This is a genomic window from Vibrio sp. 1F253 (assembly GCF_041439295.1).
Lineage (GTDB): Bacteria > Pseudomonadota > Gammaproteobacteria > Enterobacterales > Vibrionaceae > Vibrio > Vibrio tasmaniensis_A.
On record NZ_JBGONU010000046.1, the window covers coordinates 14,329 to 39,521 of the forward strand.

Annotated in this window: 21 protein-coding genes, 1 pseudogene and 1 riboswitch; of the genes and pseudogenes, 11 read left to right on the top strand and 11 right to left on the bottom strand. The window is 45.2% G+C overall.

Annotated elements, in window-relative coordinates:
* Positions 1-64 precede the first annotated feature (64 nt).
* From ACED28_RS18555 to tpx, 3 genes and pseudogenes are all read left to right on the top strand, one after another.
* Positions 65-727, top strand: a complete 663-nt coding sequence (locus tag ACED28_RS18555) for a LysE family translocator (RefSeq protein ID WP_004736644.1) — start codon at positions 65-67, stop codon at positions 725-727.
* Between the two features lie 91 nt (positions 728-818).
* Positions 819-2,574 (top strand): annotated as a pseudogene (gene ggt, locus ACED28_RS18560) (gamma-glutamyltransferase).
* Positions 2,575-3,358: 784 nt separating this feature from the next.
* Positions 3,359-3,856, top strand: coding sequence for a thiol peroxidase (gene tpx / locus ACED28_RS18565; protein ID WP_017090712.1), 498 nt, complete (start codon positions 3,359-3,361; stop codon positions 3,854-3,856).
* 171 nt (positions 3,857-4,027) lie between these two features.
* Here the strand turns inward: tpx and uvrD are convergent, their stop codons facing one another.
* Positions 4,028-6,202: a DNA helicase II gene (gene uvrD / locus ACED28_RS18570; protein WP_017077758.1), complete on the bottom strand. Its 2,175-nt coding sequence runs from the start codon at positions 6,200-6,202 to the stop codon at positions 4,028-4,030.
* A 263-nt stretch (positions 6,203-6,465) separates the two neighbouring features.
* Here uvrD and ACED28_RS18575 point away from each other — a divergent pair, with 263 nt between their 5' ends.
* The 4 genes from ACED28_RS18575 (at position 6,466) to ACED28_RS18590 (ending at position 8,875) form a co-directional block, all read left to right on the top strand.
* Complete coding sequence (locus ACED28_RS18575; RefSeq protein ID WP_004736650.1) at positions 6,466-6,726, top strand: DUF2282 domain-containing protein; 261 nt, start codon at positions 6,466-6,468, stop codon at positions 6,724-6,726.
* Between the two features lie 64 nt (positions 6,727-6,790).
* Positions 6,791-7,651, top strand: a complete 861-nt coding sequence (locus ACED28_RS18580; RefSeq protein WP_371710439.1) for a DUF692 domain-containing protein — start codon at positions 6,791-6,793, stop codon at positions 7,649-7,651.
* On the top strand, positions 7,648-8,415 hold the full coding sequence (locus tag ACED28_RS18585) for a DNA-binding domain-containing protein (RefSeq protein ID WP_371710440.1): 768 nt from the start codon (positions 7,648-7,650) through the stop codon (positions 8,413-8,415). Before ACED28_RS18580 ends, ACED28_RS18585 begins: the two co-directional genes overlap by 4 nt.
* Position 8,416: 1 nt before the next feature.
* Complete coding sequence (locus ACED28_RS18590; RefSeq protein WP_215921327.1) at positions 8,417-8,875, top strand: DoxX family protein; 459 nt, start codon at positions 8,417-8,419, stop codon at positions 8,873-8,875.
* Positions 8,876-8,961: 86 nt separating this feature from the next.
* On the opposite strand, the gene ACED28_RS18595 is transcribed toward ACED28_RS18590, so the two are convergent.
* Together ACED28_RS18595 and ACED28_RS18600 are read right to left on the bottom strand one after the other, a co-directional pair.
* A complete protein-coding gene (locus ACED28_RS18595; protein WP_004736654.1) occupies positions 8,962-9,243 on the bottom strand; it encodes a hypothetical protein in 282 nt (93 codons plus the stop codon).
* Between the two features lie 102 nt (positions 9,244-9,345).
* On the bottom strand, positions 9,346-10,545 hold the full coding sequence (locus ACED28_RS18600) for a multidrug effflux MFS transporter (protein ID WP_029222012.1): 1,200 nt from the start codon (positions 10,543-10,545) through the stop codon (positions 9,346-9,348).
* 101 nt (positions 10,546-10,646) lie between these two features.
* Here ACED28_RS18600 and ACED28_RS18605 point away from each other — a divergent pair, with 101 nt between their 5' ends.
* On the top strand, positions 10,647-11,588 hold the full coding sequence (locus ACED28_RS18605; RefSeq protein ID WP_012605070.1) for a LysR family transcriptional regulator: 942 nt from the start codon (positions 10,647-10,649) through the stop codon (positions 11,586-11,588).
* Between the two features lie 122 nt (positions 11,589-11,710).
* Entirely contained in the window at positions 11,711-13,501 is a 1,791-nt protein-coding gene (locus ACED28_RS18610; protein ID WP_371710441.1) for an aminopeptidase P family protein, read from the top strand.
* A 300-nt stretch (positions 13,502-13,801) separates the two neighbouring features.
* Here the strand turns inward: ACED28_RS18610 and thiH are convergent, their stop codons facing one another.
* The 8 genes from thiH to ACED28_RS18650 form a co-directional block, all read right to left on the bottom strand.
* Positions 13,802-14,914 carry a 2-iminoacetate synthase ThiH gene (thiH, locus tag ACED28_RS18615; RefSeq protein WP_371710442.1) on the bottom strand — a complete coding sequence of 371 codons (1,113 nt, stop codon included), beginning with the start codon at positions 14,912-14,914 and terminating at the stop codon, positions 13,802-13,804.
* Between the two features lie 7 nt (positions 14,915-14,921).
* Positions 14,922-15,686 carry a thiazole synthase gene (locus ACED28_RS18620; RefSeq protein ID WP_102249483.1) on the bottom strand — a complete coding sequence of 255 codons (765 nt, stop codon included), beginning with the start codon at positions 15,684-15,686 and terminating at the stop codon, positions 14,922-14,924.
* Positions 15,687-15,688: 2 nt separating this feature from the next.
* Positions 15,689-15,898: a sulfur carrier protein ThiS gene (thiS, locus tag ACED28_RS18625; RefSeq protein ID WP_010440653.1), complete on the bottom strand. Its 210-nt coding sequence runs from the start codon at positions 15,896-15,898 to the stop codon at positions 15,689-15,691.
* Entirely contained in the window at positions 15,895-16,677 is a 783-nt protein-coding gene (locus tag ACED28_RS18630) for a HesA/MoeB/ThiF family protein (protein ID WP_139685944.1), read from the bottom strand. Before ACED28_RS18630 ends, thiS begins: the two co-directional genes overlap by 4 nt.
* A complete protein-coding gene (locus ACED28_RS18635; RefSeq protein WP_371710443.1) occupies positions 16,667-17,959 on the bottom strand; it encodes a thiamine phosphate synthase in 1,293 nt (430 codons plus the stop codon). Before ACED28_RS18635 ends, ACED28_RS18630 begins: the two co-directional genes overlap by 11 nt.
* Positions 17,959-19,908: a phosphomethylpyrimidine synthase ThiC gene (gene thiC / locus ACED28_RS18640; RefSeq protein WP_371710444.1), complete on the bottom strand. Its 1,950-nt coding sequence runs from the start codon at positions 19,906-19,908 to the stop codon at positions 17,959-17,961. The genes ACED28_RS18635 and thiC overlap by 1 nt, the downstream gene beginning before the upstream one ends.
* A gap of 129 nt (positions 19,909-20,037) precedes the next feature.
* A riboswitch (TPP riboswitch) is annotated at positions 20,038-20,136 on the bottom strand.
* 62 nt (positions 20,137-20,198) lie between these two features.
* On the bottom strand, positions 20,199-20,582 hold the full coding sequence (gene crcB / locus ACED28_RS18645) for a fluoride efflux transporter CrcB (protein ID WP_371710445.1): 384 nt from the start codon (positions 20,580-20,582) through the stop codon (positions 20,199-20,201).
* A 100-nt stretch (positions 20,583-20,682) separates the two neighbouring features.
* Positions 20,683-22,065: a multicopper oxidase family protein gene (locus ACED28_RS18650; RefSeq protein ID WP_371710446.1), complete on the bottom strand. Its 1,383-nt coding sequence runs from the start codon at positions 22,063-22,065 to the stop codon at positions 20,683-20,685.
* 1,123 nt (positions 22,066-23,188) lie between these two features.
* On the opposite strand from ACED28_RS18650, the gene ACED28_RS18655 reads away from it, so the two are divergent.
* Both ACED28_RS18655 and ACED28_RS18660 read left to right on the top strand, forming a co-directional pair.
* Positions 23,189-24,547, top strand: a complete 1,359-nt coding sequence (locus tag ACED28_RS18655) for a hypothetical protein (protein ID WP_102557419.1) — start codon at positions 23,189-23,191, stop codon at positions 24,545-24,547.
* 2 nt (positions 24,548-24,549) lie between these two features.
* Entirely contained in the window at positions 24,550-24,924 is a 375-nt protein-coding gene (locus ACED28_RS18660) for a hypothetical protein (protein WP_102557418.1), read from the top strand.
* The last annotated feature ends 269 nt before the right edge of the window (positions 24,925-25,193 follow it).

Genomic DNA, 25,193 nt, shown 5'->3' on the forward strand with positions numbered 1-25,193 from the left:
CGGTAAGCTACGCTCAATACGATTACTTATTTAATAATAGCGGCAACGTTATTGAGAACTGACGATGAACGAAGTCACCATACTGATCACCCTAGCCTCTATCCACTTCATCGCTTTGATGAGCCCCGGCCCTGATTTTGCGTTAGTCGTGCAAAATGCGACGCGTCACGGACGCCAGACAGGCTTGTACATTGCGCTTGGTTTATCTTGCGGGATCTTGCTGCACTCATTGCTGAGCCTGACGGGAATCAGTTACCTAGTCCACCAACAACCCACATTATTTGCCATTATCCAACTAGCCGGCGGTAGCTACTTACTGTACTTAGGTTACGGAGCACTTAAAGCAACCTGGCAAATCATTCAGAACCACGATGATGATGCCGATACCGTCAATTCCAACGATCTGATTCTGACCAATAAGCGTCAGGCATTTTCGAAAGGGTTTGCGACCAATATTCTCAACCCAAAGGCTTTGGTGTTCTTTATCAGCTTGATGTCGAGCCTAGTGCCTGCCGACATGTCTCTGTCAGGTAAAGGCTTTGCGCTTATCATCCTATTTGGTCTGTCTCTGTTTTGGTTCTCACTACTGGCTTGGATGCTTTCGACTAAAGCATTGCAAAAGAAACTCAGCGAAGCAACGGTATACATCGATGGCTTATGTGGAGTGGTATTCAGCCTTATTGGCGTGAGTATTCTTTGGCAGTCGCTATCCGGTTTAATCGCTTAAATTCGAATCAAGATTACAATTCGTTAACAACACTCTGGCTATCTCATCTTTCCACTGCCAATCTAGCTCTGCATATTAAAAGGAGAAGATCATGCAGTGGAAAACAAAACTAACAACCCTCGCCACTTTTACCCTACTTTTTGCCTCTCACGTCAGTTGGGCAAATCAAGCTGCCGATTCCGTCGCACCCGAACAAAGTAGTGGTTTAGAAACCAAACAACTCGTCAAAGCCAATGACTGGATGGTCACTGCGGCCAACCCATTAGCGACACAAGCTGGTGCTGATGTGCTTGCTCGTGGTGGTAACGCCATTGATGCCATGGTTGCCGTGCAGCTTATGCTTGGCTTAGTAGAACCTCAGTCATCAGGTATTGGTGGTGGTGCGTTCCTTGTTTATTTTGATGGCAAGGACAAGCAACTCAAAACCTACGATGGTCGTGAAACTGCACCACTTGATGCCACACCACGTCTATTCCAAGACGAAAACGGACAACCGCTTAAGTTTTACGATGCAGTGGTTGGTGGTCGCTCAGTTGCGACACCGGGCACGGTGCAATTGCTGTGGGACACTCACCAGAAGTACGGAAAATTAGAGTGGGCATCACTGATTAAACCTTCTTCAGCTAGCTGAAGAAGGTTTCACTATTAGTCCACGTTTAGCTACCTTGATTGAAAATGACCAAGAGCGACTAAGCCGATTTGCGACAACTAAAGCCTACTTCTTCAATGCCGATGGCAGCCCGAAAACAGCGGGTACTCAACTTAAGAACCCAGAATACGCGGCAACGTTAAACGCTATTTCTAAGAACGGTGCTAAGGCCTTTTACCAAGGTGAGATCTCTACCGACATCATCAATACCGTGCAAACCGCGAAAGGTAACCCGGGCGTATTAGCACAGAAAGACTTCGACGCTTATTCAATTAAACAACGCGAACCGGTTTGTTCTGCTTATGAAAGCTACGATATTTGCGGAATGGGGCCACCAAGCTCTGGTGCGTTAACGGTCGGACAAATCCTTGCAATGACTGAGCAATTTGACCTCAAATCATGGGGGCCAAACGACGCGAAATCTTGGCAAGTGTTAGCAGACGCTTCTCGCCTAGCCTTTGCAGACCGTAGTATGTATATGGCCGATCAAGATTACGTGCCAATGCCAACCCAAGGGTTAGTCAATACTGACTATTTGCAGGAACGTGCTCAGTTAATTACCGCAGGCAAGGCATTAGAAAGCGCACCATCGGGCACGCCACCGTGGGATCATGCAATGCTGCAAAGCCAAGATGTTTCTATTGAATTGCCGTCCACCAGCCACTTCAATATTGTTGATAGCGATGGCAATGTCGTTTCGATGACCACCACCATTGAGAATGCCTTTGGCTCACGTTTGATGGTGAGAGGTTTCCTACTCAACAACGAACTGACAGATTTCTCATTCAAGACCCATAACGATGGTAAGCCTATCGCCAACCGACTTGAACCGGGTAAGCGTCCGCGCTCTTCAATGGCACCGACCATCATCATGCAAGACGATAAACCTTACATAGCGATTGGCTCTCCCGGTGGCAGCCGTATCATAGGTTATGTGGCACAAGCGATCATTGCTCATACCCAATGGGACATGGATATTCAGCAAGCCATCAATCAACCACACTTCCTAAACCGCTTCGGTACCTTAGATTTAGAAAAAGGAACATCAGCGGAAAACTTCAAACCTGAGCTAGAAAAGATGGGATTTGAGGTCAACGTTCGCGATCTTAACTCTGGTTTACACGCGATTCGCATCACAAAAGATGGTTTAGAAGGCGCTGCAGACCCTCGTCGTGAAGGTGCAGCCATTGGTCAGTAGGGAATAATCCTCCCTTTTTACTCGCGGCCTTGTGCGAGATCTCTCACAAGGCAGTGAGTAAATATCGATATTTGATGACAAAATTAGTCACCCTAACGTCGTAACCAATTGAATTAAAAAGACACGTACATTTATCACTCAAATAATTATATAGAAATTCGCTTATGCACCATTGCTGATAAATAAGGAATCGGTAATATGAATGGTGTCGGAAGGATGCTGACACGGAACAGGAAACGCCAAGGATTTGGTTATCTTCAGGATGAAGATTCGATTACTCAGGATGAATAATCGGCATGGATAGCGAAATGGACATTGAATGGACGCAATAGTAGCTAGGATGGTTGCTACTAAGGAAAGACAATGGACACCTCTGGACGAGGAAAGGACTGAACATCAGGATGATGTAAAGGACACCGCTCAAGGAACAAGTGACGCGCGCTAACGAGGATTGTTGGCAGATCAGGATAAGATCAAGGACACCGCTAGGAAGGCGACGAAAGGAATACGCTGAAGGATAACAGCACACTATCATGGATTTGATGCATGGAGCACACTTAGTAGCCGGATTGCTGCGAGTAAGACTATAGACCCCGATGAGCGCAAGCTCTCGGGGTTTTTCTTTATCTGTCGTTTCACTTATTCCTCTCTCAAACAAATAAATCAAAGACCTTTAATTACAATTCTGACATTTAAAGCATTCACTTCTTAACCACTTCCGCGTAACGTAAGTCTTACTAGGCTCAACTAGTTTCATAACCATAATTAAACTAAGGACAAATTCATGTCACACGTTACCTTCAAAGGCGCTGCTGTACCACTAACAGGCACATTCCCACAAACTGGCGAACAAGCACCAAGCTTTGCACTGACTGCAGGCGACCTTTCTGAACTGACTCTTGCTTCTCTTGAAGGCAAGAAAGTGGTTCTAAACATCTTCCCAAGTATCGACACAGCAACTTGTGCGACGAGCGTACGCACGTTCAACGCAAAAGCGGCAGAGCTTGAGAACACGGTTGTTGTTTGTATTTCTGCTGACCTACCGTTTGCTGCGGGTCGCTTCTGCGAACTAGAAGGCATTGAAGGCGTTCAACACGCCTCAACTTTCCGTTCTCCTGCATTCGCATCAGACTACGGCGTAGCGATTGCTGAAGGCCCACTATCAGGCCTAACAACACGTGCCGTTGTCGTTGTTGATGAAAAAGGTGTGGTAACACACAGCGAGTTGGTTGCAGAGATCACTGAAGAACCAAACTACGAAGCGGCACTTGCAGTACTGTAAGTCTCCTTCCTAGGCAGAAATGCCTTAAGCTCGATTCAGCCTATCCAGCACAGTACCGAGCAATAAAAAAAGAGCAGCCATTGGCTGCTCTTTCTGTTTTTTATACGGATTACTTTTCAATGCTGAATAGTTTCAGATATCGAACTGTTTTCTACATGCTGAAGTAGCAGATTACAACTGTTCTAAACGAGCATAAGCCGTTACTAACCACTTGATGCCTTCACCGTTAAACGCGACTTGAACTCGGCTCTGCGGGCCACTTCCCTCGAAGTTGATGATAGTGCCTTCACCAAACTTAGGGTGCTTAACGCGAGAACCCAAACTAAATCCTGTTTCGTTAAAGTTCTCTTTCACGGCGGTTTGGCTAAAGCGGCCACTGCTAGCAGGACGACTCACTTGCGCTTTCATACGTACTTCATCCAGACAGGTCTCTGGCAACTCACGAATAAAGCGCGATGGCTTATGGTATTTGTCCTGACCGTACAAACGACGCATTTCTGCATAAGTGATGTAAAGCTTCTCCATCGCACGAGTCATGCCTACATAACACAAGCGACGCTCTTCTTCTAAACGCCCCGCTTCTTCTGCCGACATCTGGCTTGGGAACATGCCTTCTTCAACGCCAACCATGAATACCATTGGGAACTCTAGGCCTTTGGCACTGTGCAAAGTCATGAGCTGAACCGCATCATCAAACTCATCAGCCTGACCTTCACCCGCTTCCAAAGCCGCATGAGTTAAGAACGCTGTTAGCATGCTCATTTCATCCGCTTCTTCTGGTTTTTCAAACTGACGCGTTGCCGTTACCAATTCTTCCAAGTTCTCAATACGAGCCTTCGACTTCTCGCCTTTCTCTTGCTCGTACATCGCAAACAAGCCCGACGATTTGATCACGTGGTCGGTTTGCTCATGAAGTCTCAGTTCTATGGTGTCATCTTCAAGTGCATTGATAAGTTCAATAAAGCGGCTCAAAGCACCCGCAGCACGACCTGGAAGCACTTGCTCTTCTATCAGAGCAATACTGGCTTGCCACATGGTTGCACCACGGTCACGCGCCGCAAGACGAATCGTTTCTAACGTTTTATCACCCAAACCACGCGTTGGCGTATTGACGACACGTTCGAATGCCGCATCATTGCTGCGGTTACTCATTAAGCGCAGGTAGCTCAAGGCATCTCTGATTTCTTGACGCTCGAAGAATCGCATGCCGCCATAGATTCGGTAAGGTAGACCACCTTGAATCAAAGCTTCTTCAAGCACACGAGATTGGGCATTGTTACGATAAAGCATCGCGGTATCTTCTAGCGCACCGCCTTTCTCTTGCCACTCTTTGATTTTGCTGACCGTGAAACGCGCTTCATCTAACTCGTTATAAGCCGAGTAAACTGAGATTGGCTCGCCATCGTTGCCATCGGTCCACAGCTCTTTACCCATACGTTCGGTGTTGTTCGAGATAAGCTCGTTCGACGCCTGCAGAATGGTTTTGGTTGAACGGTAGTTTTGTTCGAGTCGAACCGTTGAAGCGCCTGGGAATTCATCCAAGAACTTCTGAATATTTTCGATCTTCGCGCCACGCCAACCATAGATAGATTGGTCATCATCGCCTACGATCATCACGCGACAATCTGGGCCTGCCATCATACGCAGCCAAGCATATTGGATGTTGTTGGTATCTTGAAATTCGTCGACAAGGATATGCTTGAAGCGAGCTTGGTAGTGCTCTCGGATGTGTTTCTTATCGCGCAATAGTTCATGCGATCTCAACAAGATTTCCGCAAAGTCGACCAAGCCAGCACGATCACATGCTTCTTGGTAAGCAGAGTAAATTTTTAACCACGTTTGAGTTATTGGATCATGGTAGGCGTCGATGTGATTTGGGCGTAATCCCTCGTCTTTCTTGCCATTGATCCACCAAGAAGCTTGCTTAGCAGGCCACTGCTTTTCATCAAGGTTTTGCGCCTTGATTAAACGACGTAGCAAACGAATCTGATCATCTGAATCAATGATCTGGAAATCTTCTGGCAGTTTTGCATCGAGGTAGTGAGCACGAAGGATGCGATGACAAATACCGTGGAAGGTACCGTTCCACATGCCTGACGAGCTACCCATCATCAACTCTTCAATACGACCACGCATCTCTGCTGCCGCTTTGTTGGTGAAGGTAACCGACATGATAGAGAACGGCGATGCTTGCTCTACGCTTTGCAGCCAAGCGATGCGATGCACCAACACTCGCGTTTTACCACTGCCAGCACCTGCCAGAATAAGTAGGTTTTCTAAAGGTGCTGCGACCGCCTCACGTTGTTTATCGTTTAGGCCATCGAGTAAAAGCGAAGGATCTATCATTGGATATGCTCACTACTGGGTATTTATACATAAAAGCTGATTATAACCTAAACACTAGGCTGCGTTTAGGATAATAAGAAGAAAAAACAGTCAAAAAATAACATCATATAATCAGCAACTTAATAGCTAATGCATCATTAATATTGATATTTCTTATAATGTCGTGAAATTATTTCCTGGTTCTTCCTATCCTTTTTAGTAAGCAAGTTAACAATCCATTAACCTGCGATATAAAATACTATTAAGTCCTAGAGGGAATGACTATGAAAAATTCTAATCTTGCTGTTACAGCTGCAATCACAAGTGTACTAGCGTTCGGCGGTGCAGTTCTTACATCAGCACCTGCGGAAGCAGCAGCAAAAGAGAAATGCTACGGCGTTGCAAAAGCTGGCCAAAATGATTGTGCAACCAAAACAAGTTCATGTGCGGGTACAGCCAAAGAAGACAACCAATCCGATGCATTCGTAGTCGTACCTAAAGGGCTGTGTGGCAAATTATCAGGTGGTAACACTCAATCATCATAATTGAGCTGCTTAGTATGGTGAGCTGACATTCAGCTCACCTCCACTTTCCATTAGGAGAATCGTTGTGACTCAAACTCTTCATCCCAACGCAGGGGTTGGCCTTAGAACACCGCACTTGGACTTCTTTAGCCAAAACCCAGCCTTAGTGAGTTGGTTAGAGGTGCACAGCGAGAACTACTTTTTAGCGAAATCACCGCAACGTCAACAACTGAGAGAAATTCGTCACGCCCACAACATAAGTTGTCACGGTGTTGGGTTGTCTCTAGGTTCTGTTGAGCGCATCAACCCAAATCACTTACTGCAGTTAAAAGATCTCATTGATGATATCGAGCCGTTCTTGGTTTCTGACCACCTCAGCTGGAGTCAGACCGGCGGTCACTACTTCAATGACTTGTTACCGCTGCCTTATACCGAAGAGGCGTTAGAAGTCTTCTGCCGCAATGTCATCGAGGTTCAAGACGGCCTGCAACGCCCTATGCTGATTGAAAATCCATCGAGCTACCTTGCCTTCAAACATTCAACCATCCCAGAGTGGGAATTTTTAGCCGAGGTACAAAAGCGTACCGAGTGTCGCCTACTGCTCGATTTCAATAATATTTTTGTCTCATCTTTTAATCACGGTTTCAGCTGCGAAGAGTATCTCAATGGAATACCAGCAGACAAAGTGGAAGAGATTCACTTGGCAGGTTTTACCAAAAAGAAACTCGAACAAGGTGAGATCTGGATAGACACCCACAGCAAGCCTGTCTGTGACGAAGTATGGCAACTCTACACTGACTGGATTGCACAACATGGTTTGCGCCATACCTTGATAGAGTGGGATTTAGATATCCCAGAGCCACAAATTTTATTGGCTGAAGCGGCCAAAGCCAGTGATATTTTGTATCAACACGACAAGTTCAACCAAAGGAGTCGCGCATCATGAGCCACTCTTTAGCTAATGTGCAATCAGAGTTTGCGAACGCGTTACGCTACCAAAACAATGGTGAGCACTGCGACATAGTGAGCGACCACTTTACCGATGAACAGCGCATCCAGATCTACCGAAATAACTTTGTGATTAGCTTGAGTGAAGTACTGGCTGCTACGTATCCACTGACTGAAATGTTGGTTGGTGAAGAGTGCTTCCAACAAATGGCTCGTCAACATGTCTTAAGTTATCCATCAACCTCTGGTGACGTCAGTGGTTACGGTGAACACTTTGAACAAACTATCCAAGCCTTTCCTGCTGTTATCGAGGCTGCACCTTATCTCGCTGAAGTAGCTTTGTATGAATGGCAAAAAGATAGCTTGGTGAGATGTGTTTCAGAATCACATGTCGACCAACGTCCTCTTTCTCGTTTAGCTGATGTACCGCAAGAACAACAAGGCGCTTTAGTCTTTCATCTCAAAGATTCAATAACGCTAATTAATTCTAGCTATACGATTATCGCGCTTGAGCAGGCTATCTATCAGCAACAACTCGATGGGTTAGACATCAACCAACCTGAATTTGGGGTGTTAATCCGAGCGGAAAACTCACAGATTGAGAGCCATCGTTTGACGCAAGAAAGCCACCAACTATTAACCGAATTTCAATCGGGTCAAACGCTCTCAGCGATAGACCCTTTACTACTACAACATCTGAATACTGTCATGGCACTTAACGTCATCTCAGGCTTTTCAATCAATGCCGAATTGGAGACATAATATGGATAACAACACAGTCACGAACATGATGGATCAATACGACAGTTTGATTGAGAAATCACAGGCACTTTTTGTTCCCGTACTACTTCTGTTTTGTCGCCTATGGGTGGCGTGGGTCTTCTTTAATTCAGGACTCACCAAGATAGCCACTTGGGATAGCACCCTTTACTTGTTTGAATTGGAATACCAAGTGCCTCTTTTGCCTTGGGAATTGGCCGCTTACATGGGTACCGCAGCTGAATTGATTCTGCCGGTATTCTTAGCGCTTGGCTTGTTAACCCGACCAATGGCTGCAGTGCTGTTCGTTTTCAATATCATGGCCGTCGTGTCATACCCTGTATTGTGGGCGCAAGGCTTCTATGATCATCAGCTTTGGGGATTAATGATTCTTATCGTCGTGGTATGGGGAGCAGGACCATTTTCATTGGATAGAATCTTAAAAGCGCAGTTCAAAAGCTAAAGCTCTTTTCCATAGCCTCTAAATTTACATAGGTCCAAAACGCAAAAAACCACTCAATTGAGTGGTTTCTTTTTATCTGGAATAAACTACTTGTTTAGAAAAGCTTGTAGCTCTTCAGCAGAGATACCTTGCTCGGCTAGCTCTTTTGCTAGTAGCTGAACTTGTTCACCTTTACGAGATTCAACCACGCGTTGAAATTGGTAAATGATATCTCGCAAAGTATCAATTGGAACTTGTTTTGCCGCACTGCGAATACGCTCTTCACTTTGGTTTCCTAGCTCTTTAAGCAATTTACCAAACATGACCTTTTCAGGTGCATCTTCCATTTGTTCTAAGATGCGCGCCATTTCGTAGGTTGTTAATGACATTACAGTATTTTCCGTTGGGGACTAACGTTTCAATGAGTGACAAATATACCATGTTTTAACGTTTCGCAAACCGCCATTTGTATATTTTGTCACCCTTGAGACTTATGCCTTAGCAAACGTCGTGTGCCATGACTTACCCGCTTTGCTCGCAAGCACTAACAATGCAGGAACAATAAGGAACATTTGCAGCGCAATCATCACTTGAGACGTTAAATCAAGACGTTGCATCGTACCAACAAGCAGTCCAGAACCGCTCATTTGGAACAATCCAAGCAACGCAGCTGCGGTACCCGCACGGTCACCAAAAGGTTCAAGTGCCTTACCGGCTGCGGCACCAAGAATCCAAGCGAAGCCAACTGAAGATAGGAAAATCGGCAACATGAACGCGATCGCGCTAGCATGCTCAGCAAGCACCAGCATAACCACACCCGCTAAGCCAAGCGTTGAAATACCGACAACCAATGCTTTGTAAGTACCAAAACGATCCATAAACTTCGGCGCAGTGAATGCAGCCGTGATGTTGATAACCGCGTTAATACCAAACCAGAACGTAAACTCATTCATCGTCAAACCTAGGTTTTCCATCAGCACAACAGGTGCAGAGGTAACGTAAGCAAGGATTACTGCCATCGCCATTAAGCACAATGTCGCGTGGAAGATGAACGATGGTGTTTTCAATACCGACCAGTAACGCTCAAGTTTGAACACCGCGACCTTTTCTGTCGCCGGATTAGACTCTTTCATTTGGAAAAACAGAATGGTGCCAACCACGACAGCGAACACAGCCATAAAGCTAAAGTTCGAGCGCCAGCCAAACTGTTGAGTTAACCAAGCACCCAGAATCGGAGCTAGTGCAGGAATAAAGCAAATTGCACCATTGAGGTAACTGATCATGCGGCCACTTTTTTCCGGGCCAAATAGATCGCGAACCGTCGCAAAGGCTGCTACAGAAGTCGCACAAGCTCCTAAGCCTTGTAGCAGCCGAGCTATTAGCATCATATCAATCGATTGAGCTGCCCACGCCAAGCAAGCACTCAATGCATAGATACTAACACCTCCCAATGCAACGGTTCGACGTCCTAACTTATCAGCCAAAGGGCCTGCAAATAATTGCCCGACACCCATGGCGAATAAAAACCAAGTAATCGTATCTTGTGCTAGTGCGTGTTCCACGTGAAACGCTGTTGAAATTTGTGGCAGAGCTGGAAGATAAATATCTATAGCCAGAGGGCTAAATAGAACCAGCATTGCCAATAAAGCAACCTGCAGTTTACTAGGGGTTGGAAGCGCGTTAGAAGGCACAAGATTCTCCGAATGAGTTAATTTAGGTGCATAATAACCAACTAAAGATATGAACAAAAATGGCATATACTCATTAGCATTATTCCAAATAGGAAACTCACATGAATATCGAGAAACTATCACGCCTCGACCTCAATCTACTAGTTTGCTTGCAGGTGCTGATGGAAGAGCTGAGTGTCACTCGTACCGCACATAGATTATGCTTGAGCCAATCGGCTGTGAGTAAGTCGCTAGCCAAGCTTCGTGAACAATTTAATGACCCCCTTTTTACACGAAGTGCTCATGGCCTAAGACCGACACCGAAAGCTGTGTTCCTCAAGCCTCGATTAGAAACGCTGATCAATCAACTTGATGTGCTTACCCAACCGGAAACTTTCATTCCCAACAACAGCGACCATAGCTTTCACATTGCTGCCGTTGAGAGTGTTTACCCGCTGATTCTTCCGCACTTCTTACCGGCGATATTTCGACAAGCGCCTAAGGTCAATATCAACACCCACGCGTGGACCGAACAAACCTTTAAGAAGCTGCAGCTTGGCGAACTAGATATCGGACTCACTGGCAAAGACATCGACATCAACGATGCGCGTTTAACTATGCTGCCGCCAGACGACATTTGCGAACAAGAGATCTACCGCGATGCACAGATGTGTGTACTAAGACGCAACCACCCTGCTCTGAGTGGTAAATGGGATCTGGAAACCTACCTTGCGCAGCGTCATGTACAAGTAAGGTGTGATGGTAACGACCGCTGGCTGCTCGACTACAAACTGGCTGATCTTGGCCATCAACGTGATATCGCTATTTCTGTTCCAGACTTCAATAGCGCCGCAAGCCTGTGTACTTACACCGACTTTGTGTTTACCGCACCAAGCCACTTTACTTACCTCGTCGCTAAGCAGCTCGACTTAGTGGTTGTTCCTTTGCCAATGGAATTCCCACCGATGGCATACACTCTGTTTTGGCACCGTGATAGAGAAAATGACCCAGCGCTAACTTGGTTGCGAGATATCATCAAAGAAAAAACTCTGCATCTTAGATAAAAATGGCGTACAGCGTTTGCAGCAAACGAACAAAAGCGCTAGCTTATTGACCTAATAAGTCCCCTCATATGTATATCTACTGTGAGTGTTAACAAGGACCCTAACAATAAGGATAAACACAGATGCACAATATCACTGCTGAACGCGTTGCTGCGGTTCGAGCTTGGCTTGAAACAAACAACCTAGATGCCGTTATCATTCCACACGAAGACGAATATTTAGGTGAATACGTTCCAGCTCATAACGAGCGACTTCACTGGTTAACAGGTTTCACTGGCTCTGCTGGTGCGGCAGTTATCACTCGAGAGAACGCTGCTATTTCTGTTGATGGTCGCTACACGGTTCAGGTTCGTAAGCAGGTACCAGCAGAGTTATTTGAGTATCGCCACCTTATTGAAGAGCCGGCTTTAGATTGGGTCATCAGCTCTCTAGCACAAGGCAGCAAGGTTGCCTTCGACCCACGCATGCACACTGCAGCTTGGTTGAAAGGTGCCCAAGCTAAACTAGCAGAGAAAGTTGAGCTAACAACGCTATCAATAAACCCAATAGATGAGCTTTGGTCTGATCGTCCTGAACCTGTCGTGTCTGATGTTCGCCTAATGGCAACAAACGCCGTTGGTCAATCAAGCGAGAGCAAGCGTGCTGAGATTGCTGGCTTACTAAAAGCAAAAGGTGCGGACGCCGCTATCCTTACCGAACTCGATTCTATCTGTTGGTTGCTTAACATTCGTGGTTTAGACGTATCTCGCCTACCTGTTGTACTGTCTAATGCAATCATTCACGCTGATGAAAGCGTCGATTTCTTCCTAGACCCAGCACGCATCCCAGCAGGCTTTGAAGCACACGTTGGTAATGGTATTCGAGTTTCTCACCCATCAGAGCTTGAAGCACGCCTTCAGTCTCTAGAAGGTAACAATGTATCTGTCGATTCAGGCACGAGCAATGCTTGGTACACGCTTGTTCTACAAAACGCTGGCGCTCACATCATTGAAGCAGCAGACCCATGCCTAATGCCAAAAGCTGCTAAAAACGCAACTGAGATTGCCGGCATGAAAGCGTGTCACATTCGAGATGGCGTTGCGATGGCCAAGTTCTTGTCTTGGATTGATGCAGAAGTCGCGCAAGGTAACCTACACAACGAAGCGGTATTAGCTGACAAAGTAAAATCGTTCCGTGAGCAAGACCCAACGCTGATGGACTTAAGTTTTGACACAATTTCAGCAGCAGGTGGCAACGCTGCAATGTGTCACTACAACCACGAGAACCAACCTGAACCTGGTCAGCTAGAACTGAATACTCTGTACCTAGTCGATTCAGGCGGTCAGTACTTAGATGGCACAACCGACATCACTCGTACTATCGCGATTGGCCAACCAAGTGACGAAATGATTCAGCAGTTCACGTTAGCGCTTAAAGGTCACATCGGCATCGCACGAGCTCGCTTCCCACAAGGCACTCGTGGTTTCCAGCTGGATATCTTAGCGCGTCAACACTTATGGGCAGAAGGCTTCGATTACGATCATGGTACTGGTCACGGTGTTGGTCACTTCCTAAGTGTTCATGAAGGCCCACAAAGCATCTCTAAGAAGCTTATCGACGTACCTCTTGTTGAAGGCATGGTGTTATCAAACGAGCCGGGTTACTACCGTGCTGATGAGTTTGGTATCCGTATCGAGAACCTAGAATTGGTCGTTGAGCTTCCTACTCAAGGTGACTTCTCAGTACTAACGTTTGAATCGCTAACACGTTGCCCTATTGATAAGCGCAACATCAACGTCGATCTACTGACACGACCTGAGCTTGCATGGCTAAACGATTACCATCAGAAAGTATGGAACGATGTTAGCCCATTAGTTGAAGGTGATACTTTGGAATGGCTACGCCAATCAACAACACCACTTGCTCACGCTTAATGACTTGCTAGGCAGGTAACTGAACCCAAGCTAGTTAGCTCAGTTTGATATTAAAACGGCTACCCTTAGGTAGCCGTTTTTGTTTGTCGATTTCACATCATTGATGTTTCACGTGGAACATCAGCCAAGATGTTATACCAAACTGGATAAGTAGGTGATCAGATAATTGCGCAGGAAAAATCGCTTAGAGCAAGGCATAGATTGCAGCTAGCTAGTTGGCCTACCTACAAAATCTATAACGATGCTATCAGCGATTTTAACTAGCAAGAATGTCCAGATACTTATTTAGATTGGTATTAGTTAGCCTGAGTAAGCGCTATGCCAATCTCGCCATACCGGGTCGAAGCCTCTTTGACGAATCATAGCCTCAACATCAGCCGCACTTCGTTCATCACTTATCTCAAACTGCTCAAGCTCTTCCTCACTCGAAGCATAACCGCCCGGTTGAGTTTTTGATGCGGCAGACATGCTAGTGATACCTAATGGCAACACGTTATCGCGGAACGTTGCAGACTCACGAGTCGAAAGAGACAACTCCACCTCAGGGTTTAATAGTCGATATGCGCAGATAAGTTGCACCAACTGCTTATCACTCATAACAGACTTAGGCTGCAAACCACCCTCGCACGGACGAAGACGCGGGAATGAAATTGAATAGCGAGTCTGCCAATAAGTGCGCTCTAGGTAATCTAAGTGAGCAGCAACAAAAAAGCAGTCGGTTCGCCAATCTTCCAAACCAATCAAGGCACCAATCCCTATCTTATCGATCCCCGCCTTTGCCAAGCGATCAGGGGTTTCAAGACGATATTCAAAATCCATTTTATTACCACGTAGATGATGCTCAGCGTAGGTCCTTGGTTGATAGGTCTCTTGATAAACCATCACCGCATCTAAACCGAGCGTTTTAAGTTCTGCGTAATCTTGTTGGTCAAGCGGCTGCACTTCCATCGCGAGGTAGTTGAATTGCTTTTTGATATTCGGCAACACCTGTCGAAAGTAATTCATCCCGACCTTAGTTTCATGTTCACCGGTGACCAACAAAACGCTATCGAACTTCATCTTTTTGATGGCCGCACTTTCGGCATCAATTTCATCCAAAGTAAGTGTTCGACGCTTAATGCGGTTCTCCATTGAGAAACCACAATACGTGCACGCATTCGCGCATAAATTTGAGAGGTACAAAGGAATATAAAGCGACATCGTATTGCCAAATCGCTTACGAGTTAGCGCCAACGATTGTTGTGCCATCTGCTCTAAGTAAGGTTCTGCCGCCGGAGAGATCAGAGCCTTAAAGTCTTCTAAGTCACGTTTGGGTTTACTCAGAGCACGTTCAACATCCGCTGCCGTTTTACTGAAGATAGACATACCAATGTCATCCCAGTTGAGCTGTTTAAATCGATCAACAAACGTCATAGCACTGCTACTCGTCTAGGAATGAAGTTAACGGGCTTGAAGCAACCGCGTGAGATACTTTTCCTGCAAGTCCAGCAAGGTAAGCCATACGCCCCGCTTCAACTGCCAACTTAAACGCAATTGCCATTTCAACCGGCTGTTGAGAAGCAGCAATTGCGGTATTCACTAACACTGCGTCTGCGCCCATTTCCATTGCACGTGCAGCATGTGATGGCGCGCCAATGCCCGCATCAACAATCACAGGGACATTCGCTTGGTCGATAATGATCTCTAAGAAGTCTGCAGACGCAATACCCTTATTTGAACCAATAGGCGCACCCAACGGCATAACTGCCGCACAACCTACCTCTTCCAAACGCTTACACAAAACAGGGTCGGCATGGCAATAAGGCAACACAACAAAGCCATCTTTGACCAGTTGCTCAGCAGCTTTAAGCGTTTCAATTGGGTCCGGCATCAAGTACTTTGGATCTGGGTGAATTTCCAGTTTAAGCCAGTTTGTGCCTAGCGCTTCACGAGCCAAATGCGCAGCAAAGACGGCATCTTTTGCACTCTTCGCCCCAGAGGTATTCGGTAGCAAGTTCACGCCAGCATCAATGATGGGTTGTAAAATGTCGTCTTGCTCAGAGCGAATATCAACTCTCTTAAGCGCCATAGTTGCCAATTGCGAACCTGAAGCCTCGATAGCACTCGCCATCAATTGCTTATTGGCGAACTTACCCGTTCCAGTGAAGAGTCGAGATTGAAACGTCTTATCAGCGATAGTTAACATGGTTAGCCTCCTGCAATGGCTTGGAAAAGAGATATAGCGTCGCCTTCATTAACGACTGTTTGTTGCCACTGGCTACGCGGGACAACCGCATTATTGATTGCAAACACACAACCTAGATCAGGTAATGCTAGAACTTGGATAATGTCCGCTAGAGACGACGAGTGTGCTACTTGTTCTGATTGTTCGTTTATCGAGATCGTTATATGGCTCATTGGATTTCTTCTTCTAAATGCTTAACTACAGACGCGCTGCACACAGGACATTCACTATCTTGAGTGACCATAAGGTTTTGCCAATTCATCGTCTGGCCATCGAACAGTTTGAGTTGATGTGTTGCGACCTGAAACTCACCACGAGTTAGACGTTGAATAGCAGCCAAAGCTTGAAGGTTACCTATGGTGCCAACAACTGGGCCTATGATGCCGCTATCGCTACAACGAGTCGTTTGTGGATGATGTCTGAACGGGAACAAGCAGTGATAGCACCCTTTCTGATTCTGATAATCAAATACAATAAATTGGCCTTTCCAGCCAATTGCAGAACCAGAAATCAAAGGGGTCTTCGCGCTGAAACATGCTTGGTTAACCTGCTGGCGTGACTCGAAGTTGTCAGTACAATCCAACACTAAGTCAGCTAGCATCACTTCAAGCTCAAGCTGACTTTCACTCATTCGTTGATTGATGGTTCTTACTTGGCTGCGACCATTGAGCTCACTCAGTTGTTGCTTCAACGCTTCAACCTTAGGCGAACCTAACTGATTTTCCCTGAACGCGACCTGTCGTTGCAGGTTCGATGAATCGACACAATCATCATCGACCAGCACGATCTTTCCAACACCAGAAGCAGCCAGGTAAAGAGCCGCAGCATTACCTAAGCCACCACAACCGATTATCAACACATGACTATTTAGTAGGTTGCGTTGCCCTTGCTCACCCACTTCAGGTAACGCAATTTGTCGTTGATAACGAATGAATTCAAAGTCACTCAGCATAGCTAGGCTCCTGCATAACCTCTTCCTTAAGAGTTGGAGATTTAGGTGCCATGAGTTGTTCGAAAAATTCGATCACTTTCTGTGGGTCTTCAGCCAATGTAATCGCACGTACCACCGCCAAACTCGATACCCCACACTCCCACACCTGCTCAGCTGTCGATTGGTCAATACCGCCAATAGCAACCGTCGGATAACCGATGAGTTGTTCTGTGTATGGGATAGTATCAATCAGCTGTTGATACAGAGATAAACGAACTAAACCCTGAGGTTTCGATGGCATCTGTTTAGTTGTTGTTGGGAAGATATGCCCTAGCGCAATATAGCTTGGGTTGATTTGAACAATGCGTAGCAACTCGTAATAGCCATGAGTCGAGAGACCGATCTTAATACCTGCTTGGCTCAACTGTGAGAGGTTTGATTCTTCAATATCCTCTTGCCCCAAATGAACACCAAACGCGTCATGCTTGAGTGCAAGCTGCCAATAATCATTGATAAAAACCTGAGCGTTATGCTCTCGACCAAGCTCGATTGATCGCGCAACTTGTTGTTCTAAGTCCGCTTGCAGAGGGTTTTTAATACGTAGTTGAACAGTGTTGATTCCAAGCTTGAGCAACCTTTCGATCCACTCAACATCATCAACCACAGGGTATAGCCCTAGGCTACTCTTGCTCAATTCAGGGAACGAAAGTGATGTTCCTTGGTGCGCCCAACCGACACTAATATCCAGTCGCTCATCTTCCAAAATTGGAATTGGAAAGTTTTGGTAATGTGCTGGCCATGTTCCACGTGAAACATTGGACGATGCGCGAGCTAAAACCAATGCGTCTTCTAATGGGAACTCCAACGCCAACAAAGTAAGTAACCAGGCAAAGTGGCCGTGATTATCTAACTCCTGATGTGCTGTAGTGTCACTCTTGATAGCACGATTAGCATATAAGTGTGACCAGATATCTAACACAGCTGAATCATCTGAGACACCGATATAGATGGTATTCGGAGTTTGTGTAAAGGCATCACAAACGTCAATTAGCGCGACTGAATTACTGTAATCAACAACATGGTTCAGTTCCGCCAACTGACACTTCGCCAATGAATCAACATCATGAGCGAAGCCAATAGATAACGCATGCTGAGTGTCAACGATAGAGAAGTATTGAGTTGGGCTTACACCCAACTCAACTGCATCGGTTGCCAAGCCTTGTCGCTTAGCAACCAATAGACAGTTCTGCACCTCTCCCGTTAACTCAATATTTTGAGATGGGATGAGTATCTTCACTGTCATTATTCCTCTAATTGAGCTTCTTTTGCACCTACTGCAGGGTGGTAAAGTTCAGACCCAGTATCACGGAACTCTTGTGATTTCTGACGCATCCCTTCCAACGGGTTATCTAGCATCTTAATCTCGATAGCCTGATCCGCGGCTACTTGTTCTGTATCTTTCGCATACTCTCGGACTTCCTGAGAGATCTTCATCGAGCAGAATTTAGGTCCACACATTGAGCAGAAGTGAGCAACCTTACCGGATTCTTGTGGCAGAGTTTCATCATGGAAAGAACGGGCTGTTTCAGGGTCTAAAGCTAGATTAAATTGGTCTTCCCAACGGAATTCAAAACGTGCTTTAGATAATGCATTATCTCGGATTTGTGCGCCTGGGTGCCCTTTCGCAAGGTCAGCAGCGTGTGCAGCAAGCTTGTATGTAATCAGGCCGGTCTTCACATCTTCTTTATTTGGTAGACCTAAATGCTCTTTAGGTGTGACATAACAGAGCATCGCACAGCCGTACCAACCAATCATGGCCGCCCCAATACCAGAGGTAATATGGTCGTAACCAGGGGCAATATCTGTCGTCAATGGGCCTAAAGTATAAAAAGGCGCTTCATGGCAGTGTTCTAACTGCTCGTCCATGTTCTCTTTAATTAGGTGCATTGGCACATGTCCAGGGCCTTCAATGATCACCTGAACGTCGTATTCCCAAGCCACTTTAGTCAACTCACCTAGAGTACGTAACTCCGAGAATTGGGCCTCATCATTGGCATCTGCAATTGAGCCTGGGCGTAAACCGTCACCTAATGACAGAGCAACATCGTACTTCGCACAGATCTCACAGATCTCGCGGAAGTGAGTATAGAGGAAACTTTCTTGGTGATGAGCAAGACACCATTTCGCGATAATAGAACCACCACGAGAAACAATGCCGGTCACACGTTTAGCCGTCATAGGAACGTAGCGAAGCAACAAACCAGCGTGGATAGTGAAGTAATCAACACCCTGCTCGGCTTGTTCAATCAAAGTATCGCGCATCACTTCCCAGTTAAGATCTTCCGCAACGCCATTCACTTTTTCAAGGGCTTGATACATAGGAACCGTACCGATTGGTACTGGGCTATTACGCAGGATCCACTCACGAGTCTCGTGAATATTACGCCCTGTGGAAAGGTCCATCACGGTATCGCCACCCCAACGGGTCGACCATACTAACTTCTCAACTTCTTCTTCAATCGAAGAGCTTACTGAAGAGTTGCCGATATTAGCGTTCACCTTCACTAAGAAGTTACGACCAATAATCATCGGTTCTGATTCTGGGTGGTTGATGTTTGAAGGGATAATAGCTCGACCTTCAGCAACCTCTTTACACACGAACTCAGGAGTAATTTCTTTCGGCAGGTTTGCGCCAAAGTTATGGCCAGGATGTTGGTGGTTAAGCTGCTCATCAGCAAACTTCTGACGTCCCATGTTCTCACGTATAGCAATGTACTCCATCTCAGGAGTGATAATCCCCTGACGAGCATAGTGCAGCTGAGTAACACATTGATCGCCAGTCGCGCGACGAATTCTAGGTAGGTTGCCGTAACGAAGGTCGTCTAGAGTTTCATCTTCTAAACGTTCTTTAGTGTAAACAGAGCTTACATCGTCTAACAGTTCCGTATCACCACGCTCATCAATCCATTGCTCACGCAACTTAGGAAGGCCACTATACAGGTCTATTTGATGTGTCGGGTCAGTATAAACACCTGAGGTATCGTAAACTTGAATGGGTACATTAGGTTCGAATACAGGCTCTTTTTTGCTACCACCGACAAGGCTATCAGCGAGTGATATTTCTCGTACAGGGACTTGAATATCTTCTCGAGATCCTTGGATATAAGCTTTTTTTGAATTTGGATAAGGTTGTACGGATAAAGAATCGATGAAATTCTTCGCTTCCAGTCTTGCTTGTTTACGACTCGACATAGCATTTTTCCTTGGCTTTTAGCCATTATTTATAGGGATAAAAATGCTTGACGGATTAGATGCTACAAGAGGGATCACGGTAAGAAATACAGTTGTGATCTGGAGATAGATCTCTAGAGGGATTCTAGTTAGATATCTACTCTTGTTCCCTTCGCAGGTATTAGCCTGATCAGGTTCAACGGATCCCGAGTTAACGGTCTCAGCCATATGGCACTCCGACAAGTTCGATCGAGTATATAAAAACGGCTTGGATAAACCAAGCCGAGTTGTTAACAAATCGTAAGAAAGTTTTAAGACTTTATCAAAAGTTGGAAGCCGATCCATGCTGCTGAGATGCTGAGAACCACGTTGAGTAACACATTGAGTCCCATCTTAAAGAAAGCACCCTGCTGCATGAGAAGCACGTTATCCATCGAAAATGTAGAAAATGTAGTCAGTGCTCCAAGGAAACCAAGACCGATAATTTGTCTCCATGGTTCTGTCGCAACCATCTCATTCTCAAACGCTGCGATGAGTAAGCCCATAATTAAAGAGCCAATCACGTTAACGGTTATCGTACCATAAGGAAAACCACGCCCTAGCATCACCACACATAACTCTGAAATCAAATAGCGCGAACAAGCACCAAATGCACCACCAATGGCAATAAAACCTAAAATAGATAACTGACCCATGAATCCTCCCAAACAATAATCCCTATATTCTAGCTTTAACGCCGATAAAAGCGAGGGTAGAAACTAAGAATGCATGCGCAAATATTAAACGTTACAGGTGTCACTTAACTTCGATATATCCCATTAAACCCGTTTTCATGTGTTCTATAACATGACAGTGATACATCCAACGTCCTGGGTTGTCGGCAACAAATGCAGCTTTAGCTCGACCATTCTTTCCAAGTAACACAGTATCGGTATGGAAAGGTTCTTCAATTTTTTTACCATCAAGTTCCAATACAGTGAATGTATGACCATGAATATGAATCGGGTGATGATATTGAGTGACGTTCTTAAGATCGAATATGTAAGTCTTACCTAGCTCTAAAGTCGCCAACGGCTCAGGGATATTGTCTTTGCTCATCCCCTCCCACGCTCGTTTATTAGTAAGCCAAAATTTAGGCATCGATTTACCATCTTTAGATACAGGTGAAACCGCCCCCTCCCACTCGAACACGAAATCGATCTCTTCAGCATTAGCAAGATCTAGGTTAGGTACTGGATTCAATGGTAATAATGGCAACACTCGCTCTTGAGTAAATGCTGAATCTACGACTTCAAATTCACACAAAGAAAATGGGAAACGCCCCTTCATTTGGAGAACGTTAACTCGCTCACCAGCTTTAGGAGCGACCAGTCCGATATCAACACGCATACCCGGACCAATTTTATGTTGAGTAAGTTTATAAGGCGTTTTCACAGGGTTACCATCAATGGCAATCACCCATGCCTCAGCCCCTTCGATAGCAATAGGATAAGTGATCGTATTATCGACATTCGCAATACGCAGTCGAGTCGTTGCGTGCTGCTTTAATTGGTATACAGGTTCATGAACACCATTGACGCTGCTCCACTCTCCTGGAGTACCCATACGAGCACTGAGTCGAGGAATCATTAAGTCTTTCCATTGACCTTGCTTGTCGATATGCCAATGTTTAAGCATCAATGCGTGTTCTTCGTCAAACTGCACGGGAGTGCTCTCTTCTACGATAATAAGGCCAACTAAACCCATACCAAGTTGTTTAACGCTATTCATATGTGGGTGATACCAAAATGTGCCAGCATCTGGCGGCGTAAACTCATAAATGAATGTTTCACCTGGCATGATCGGTGGCTGACTTAAGAAGGGAACACCGTCCATTTCGATAGGAATTCTTAAGCCATGCCAATGGATAGTCGTCGGCTCTGATAGCTTATTCGTAAAACGAATTGTGACCTTTTCACCCTGTCGACATCGAATCGTCGGAGCTGGGATCTGTCCATTAAAAGCTAAAACATTGGTATCAAATCCCGCGACTAACTCAGCAGTTGAAGGTTCAGCAGTTAAGTCATAAACATACTTACCTTGCCCATCAACAGACTGCTTCATAGAACAAGCAGACAAAACAGTTAGTGCAGATATAGCGAGAGATGATTGAATAAACTTACGACGGGAAATATCCATATTTGTTGCCTTTTAGTAATAACGACCAAAATGTAACAAAATATTGAGAATAATTCTCATAAAGAAGTGCGGATTGTTCATAAAAGAAGCTGGGGTAAGTGAGCACTTACCTTTCTAAGGTCAAATATCAGACAATGCAAGAAATGACAGCTTAAATATCACACATAGAAAGCCAAAAGACCTCCCTCTTCGACTAGATCTTCAAACTATTACGGAGGCGTTAAGGTTCGAATATCAACATATCCAAATTAGAAGAATTAGGTAAAACTATTATAAGTCGAAGCTAATAAAAAAGGCTCCAGAATTTCTGCTGAGACTTTAAATATGGCAGGAGTAGAGGTTTAGACTACAGCACGCGCTGTTTGGTAAGTCGGGGAATCCGCTGCTCTGCTAATGGCATATATTAGATTCAGAAAATAAAAAGGCTCTAGCATTTCTGCTAGAGCCTTAAATATGGCAGGGGTGGAGAGATTCGAACTCCCAACACGCGGATTTGGAATTCTACAAAACCAAACATAAAAACAGCATGTTAGAGCAATTCAAAAACCAATCGACTCGTATTTCAGTCTATTTCGGTATTTTATTTAGCTACAATTCTATAAGTTAGACTCATTTAAGCACTCGGAATTTTCTGACTCACTTTTGCCCCTAAATTGGTTTCGCCAAAAAGTCTGCATTCACAGTCGAGTGGCTTTTGGCCTAATAGAACTAATCTGATACCTAAACTCAAAAAGAACGTAAACTGGGTATCAGAGTGCAATTCTTAGTTCAAAGCAACTCGATGACTTTTGCTCTACAAACCGATCTTAATGCGTCACAAACTTACAAGGCGTATGGCGGCTCAAGTGTTTAAAATCTTCGCTAAGAGCGTTTGAGGTGGTCTGAGGGCTGTTTCTGATGGCAAACTCGCACATTAACCATAATAGGAATAGTACGAACCAGATCTAGATACAAAAACGGCTCCCGATTGGGAGCCGTTCTTCGTTACGGACTTTCCACTATGAGCCTTTGACTGGTCAAAGTGTCATTTAAAGCAGTTAATTGTCCCGAACGTTTTGCTGGGAGTAATAAACACCTGAAATTATTGGTATGCTCATTACCAAATATAATAATGAGGTGTTAGATGTCTGACAAATACCCTTTCCCATCTTCAAAATCCATGTACTGGTCACATACCGATACTTCGTATGACCAAGCGGTTTCTATGTTTGATTCATTGTCCGATTTACAAAAAAAAATGATGAATAGCCCTGTTCTTGCTCCAAAAACTCTTGAGATGAGAGAACAAAAGCAAGCCCAAAAAGATGCTTTAGAGAAGAGCAAACAAGAAACGCCTTCTTCGCCCGCCGAGTCAGTTCCTAATAACCCTGCTACGCCGTCCTCGGATTCCACAGAGTCCGAAGTCTCTTTAGAGAATGTGTTTATGCTGGGTTGGTGTCAGGTTGAAGAAACAGGGCAACTAGATTTGATGTGGGATGAGCTCTTTACCCCTGAGACTTCTCAGAAAACGATCAATTTCATTAAAGGTCAGAATCGACATTTAAATTCTTATGTGAGGCAGGGAGAGATTGTAGTGCTACCTACAATGCGGCCTGTTGAGGAGAAGGATAAGCAAGCTCTCAAGGATTTAAAAGGGGAGGCTCAAGCCGCGAGTACTGAGCTGGCGAAACTGAAAAATGAAGAGGTAGCGACATTACATCGTCACTTTGATTTGTTTTCCTATCAGCTAGAAAAACGCATAAGAGAGGATGGATTACCGAGTGATTATTATGCTCAGGTTTCTACTGGCGTTGGGGCTACGGCTATGATTGTTGAGCAGAACTTAACGAACATCCAAAATGTTGTTTTAGAGATCAATGATTTGTATGCGTCACAAGTGGCTATGGCAAGTCGAACCGGTGGAATGAATTACGGTTCGTTTATCGCAGAGCGAGCGACCTTATTTCAAAAGTTGGACGGCTCGTTTGCGATGCTCTCTAAGCGAAGTGTTGAAATCCCAGCTTATCGTCAGGTTAAGCGTAATTTAAAGCTCTCCAGTAAATCGGTGATCCATCACGCGGATGAAATATTGAAATCAGGTTTTGTGCCATGCCTTGGAAAGCGAACCGCGAATATTGCTATCGGAATTTCTGCGGCGAGAGGGTTAGGTTATATCGGCCTTGGTCTTGGTGTTGCGAGTGGCGTTAGCAGCATTTATGATGCTTGCAAAGTAGACGGCTCTGGCGAATGCGGAAAGACAACGACCCGTGAAGTTGGTGGATTTATTGGCGGATGGTATGGAGGGAGTGTAGGTGGTAGTGCTATGACTTCTGGTGTGTTACTTGTTCTAGGTGTTGTCGGTATCACTTCTGCCCCCGTACTCGCAATTGCTGCGGTAGGCTCATTTGTGGTGGGGGGAGCTGTTGGTGGTATAGCTGGCTCAACGGCAGGGAAGTCTGCTGGTGATGGTGCTTACTTTGTATATGAATGGCTTACGGAATAATTATGTCAAATGCTGTTTGGTGGGAGTTTTTTATTATGATACCTGCCGCAATTTTTGGAGCTTACGCTGTAGTTTGGTCGATTCCTGGAGTTGTCATGAGCGCTATGGTTTCTTTAGGAGATCCTCAGCGAATAGTTTTCATTGATCATCAACTGTCTAAGAATGTGGATAAATTACATGCGAACAGGATGTGTATGATTTCTGCTTACATCAATAAAAGGTTGTTCCATTATTGGGTGAAATATCCATTTATTCGTAAACGAGCCACCACTGACTCTTTAAAATTCAAAGTGTTTATGTGGGTCAATGCATTAGGTGTGTGGAGTTGGATCGGACTGATTTGTTTTGTTTTACTTGCTAAAGGGGTCGGGATTTAACGTAACAGCACTTAGTGCGCACCTAAACCAATACTTTGCTAGTGCGATGCTACTCATCGCATTAGCTCTTCACAAGTAAATTTGCCATACCTGTAGTTATTGGTGATTTGCTAATTTAGCAAAAGCACTGGCAAATAATTGTCCAGAGACGTGTTATGCCGCAATACTCTGGGATTGCTATGCTCTGGGACAAACGAGTTAAGAATCAGTCGGGTTTTGATGCTGATTCAAAGGATTCAGCATCAAAGTCTCTTCTAAATGTTCAGGGG

Bases quoted from the DNA above. Each gene is read 5' to 3' on its own strand.
- ACED28_RS18555 (WP_004736644.1), top strand. From the start codon at position 65: ATGAACGAAGTCACCATACTGATCACCCTAGCCTCTATCCACTTCATC.
- tpx (WP_017090712.1), top strand. From the start codon at position 3,359: ATGTCACACGTTACCTTCAAAGGCGCTGCTGTACCACTAACAGGCACA.
- uvrD (WP_017077758.1), bottom strand. From the start codon at position 6,202: ATGATAGATCCTTCGCTTTTACTCGATGGCCTAAACGATAAACAACGT.
- ACED28_RS18575 (WP_004736650.1), top strand. From the start codon at position 6,466: ATGAAAAATTCTAATCTTGCTGTTACAGCTGCAATCACAAGTGTACTA.
- ACED28_RS18585 (WP_371710440.1), top strand. From the start codon at position 7,648: ATGAGCCACTCTTTAGCTAATGTGCAATCAGAGTTTGCGAACGCGTTA.
- ACED28_RS18590 (WP_215921327.1), top strand. From the start codon at position 8,417: ATGGATAACAACACAGTCACGAACATGATGGATCAATACGACAGTTTG.
- ACED28_RS18595 (WP_004736654.1), bottom strand. From the start codon at position 9,243: ATGTCATTAACAACCTACGAAATGGCGCGCATCTTAGAACAAATGGAA.
- ACED28_RS18605 (WP_012605070.1), top strand. From the start codon at position 10,647: ATGAATATCGAGAAACTATCACGCCTCGACCTCAATCTACTAGTTTGC.
- ACED28_RS18610 (WP_371710441.1), top strand. From the start codon at position 11,711: ATGCACAATATCACTGCTGAACGCGTTGCTGCGGTTCGAGCTTGGCTT.
- thiH (WP_371710442.1), bottom strand. From the start codon at position 14,914: ATGACGTTTGTTGATCGATTTAAACAGCTCAACTGGGATGACATTGGT.
- ACED28_RS18620 (WP_102249483.1), bottom strand. From the start codon at position 15,686: ATGTTAACTATCGCTGATAAGACGTTTCAATCTCGACTCTTCACTGGA.
- thiS (WP_010440653.1), bottom strand. From the start codon at position 15,898: ATGAGCCATATAACGATCTCGATAAACGAACAATCAGAACAAGTAGCA.
- ACED28_RS18630 (WP_139685944.1), bottom strand. From the start codon at position 16,677: ATGCTGAGTGACTTTGAATTCATTCGTTATCAACGACAAATTGCGTTA.
- ACED28_RS18635 (WP_371710443.1), bottom strand. From the start codon at position 17,959: ATGACAGTGAAGATACTCATCCCATCTCAAAATATTGAGTTAACGGGA.
- thiC (WP_371710444.1), bottom strand. From the start codon at position 19,908: ATGTCGAGTCGTAAACAAGCAAGACTGGAAGCGAAGAATTTCATCGAT.
- crcB (WP_371710445.1), bottom strand. From the start codon at position 20,582: ATGGGTCAGTTATCTATTTTAGGTTTTATTGCCATTGGTGGTGCATTT.
- ACED28_RS18650 (WP_371710446.1), bottom strand. From the start codon at position 22,065: ATGGATATTTCCCGTCGTAAGTTTATTCAATCATCTCTCGCTATATCT.
- ACED28_RS18655 (WP_102557419.1), top strand. From the start codon at position 23,189: ATGTCTGACAAATACCCTTTCCCATCTTCAAAATCCATGTACTGGTCA.
- ACED28_RS18660 (WP_102557418.1), top strand. From the start codon at position 24,550: ATGTCAAATGCTGTTTGGTGGGAGTTTTTTATTATGATACCTGCCGCA.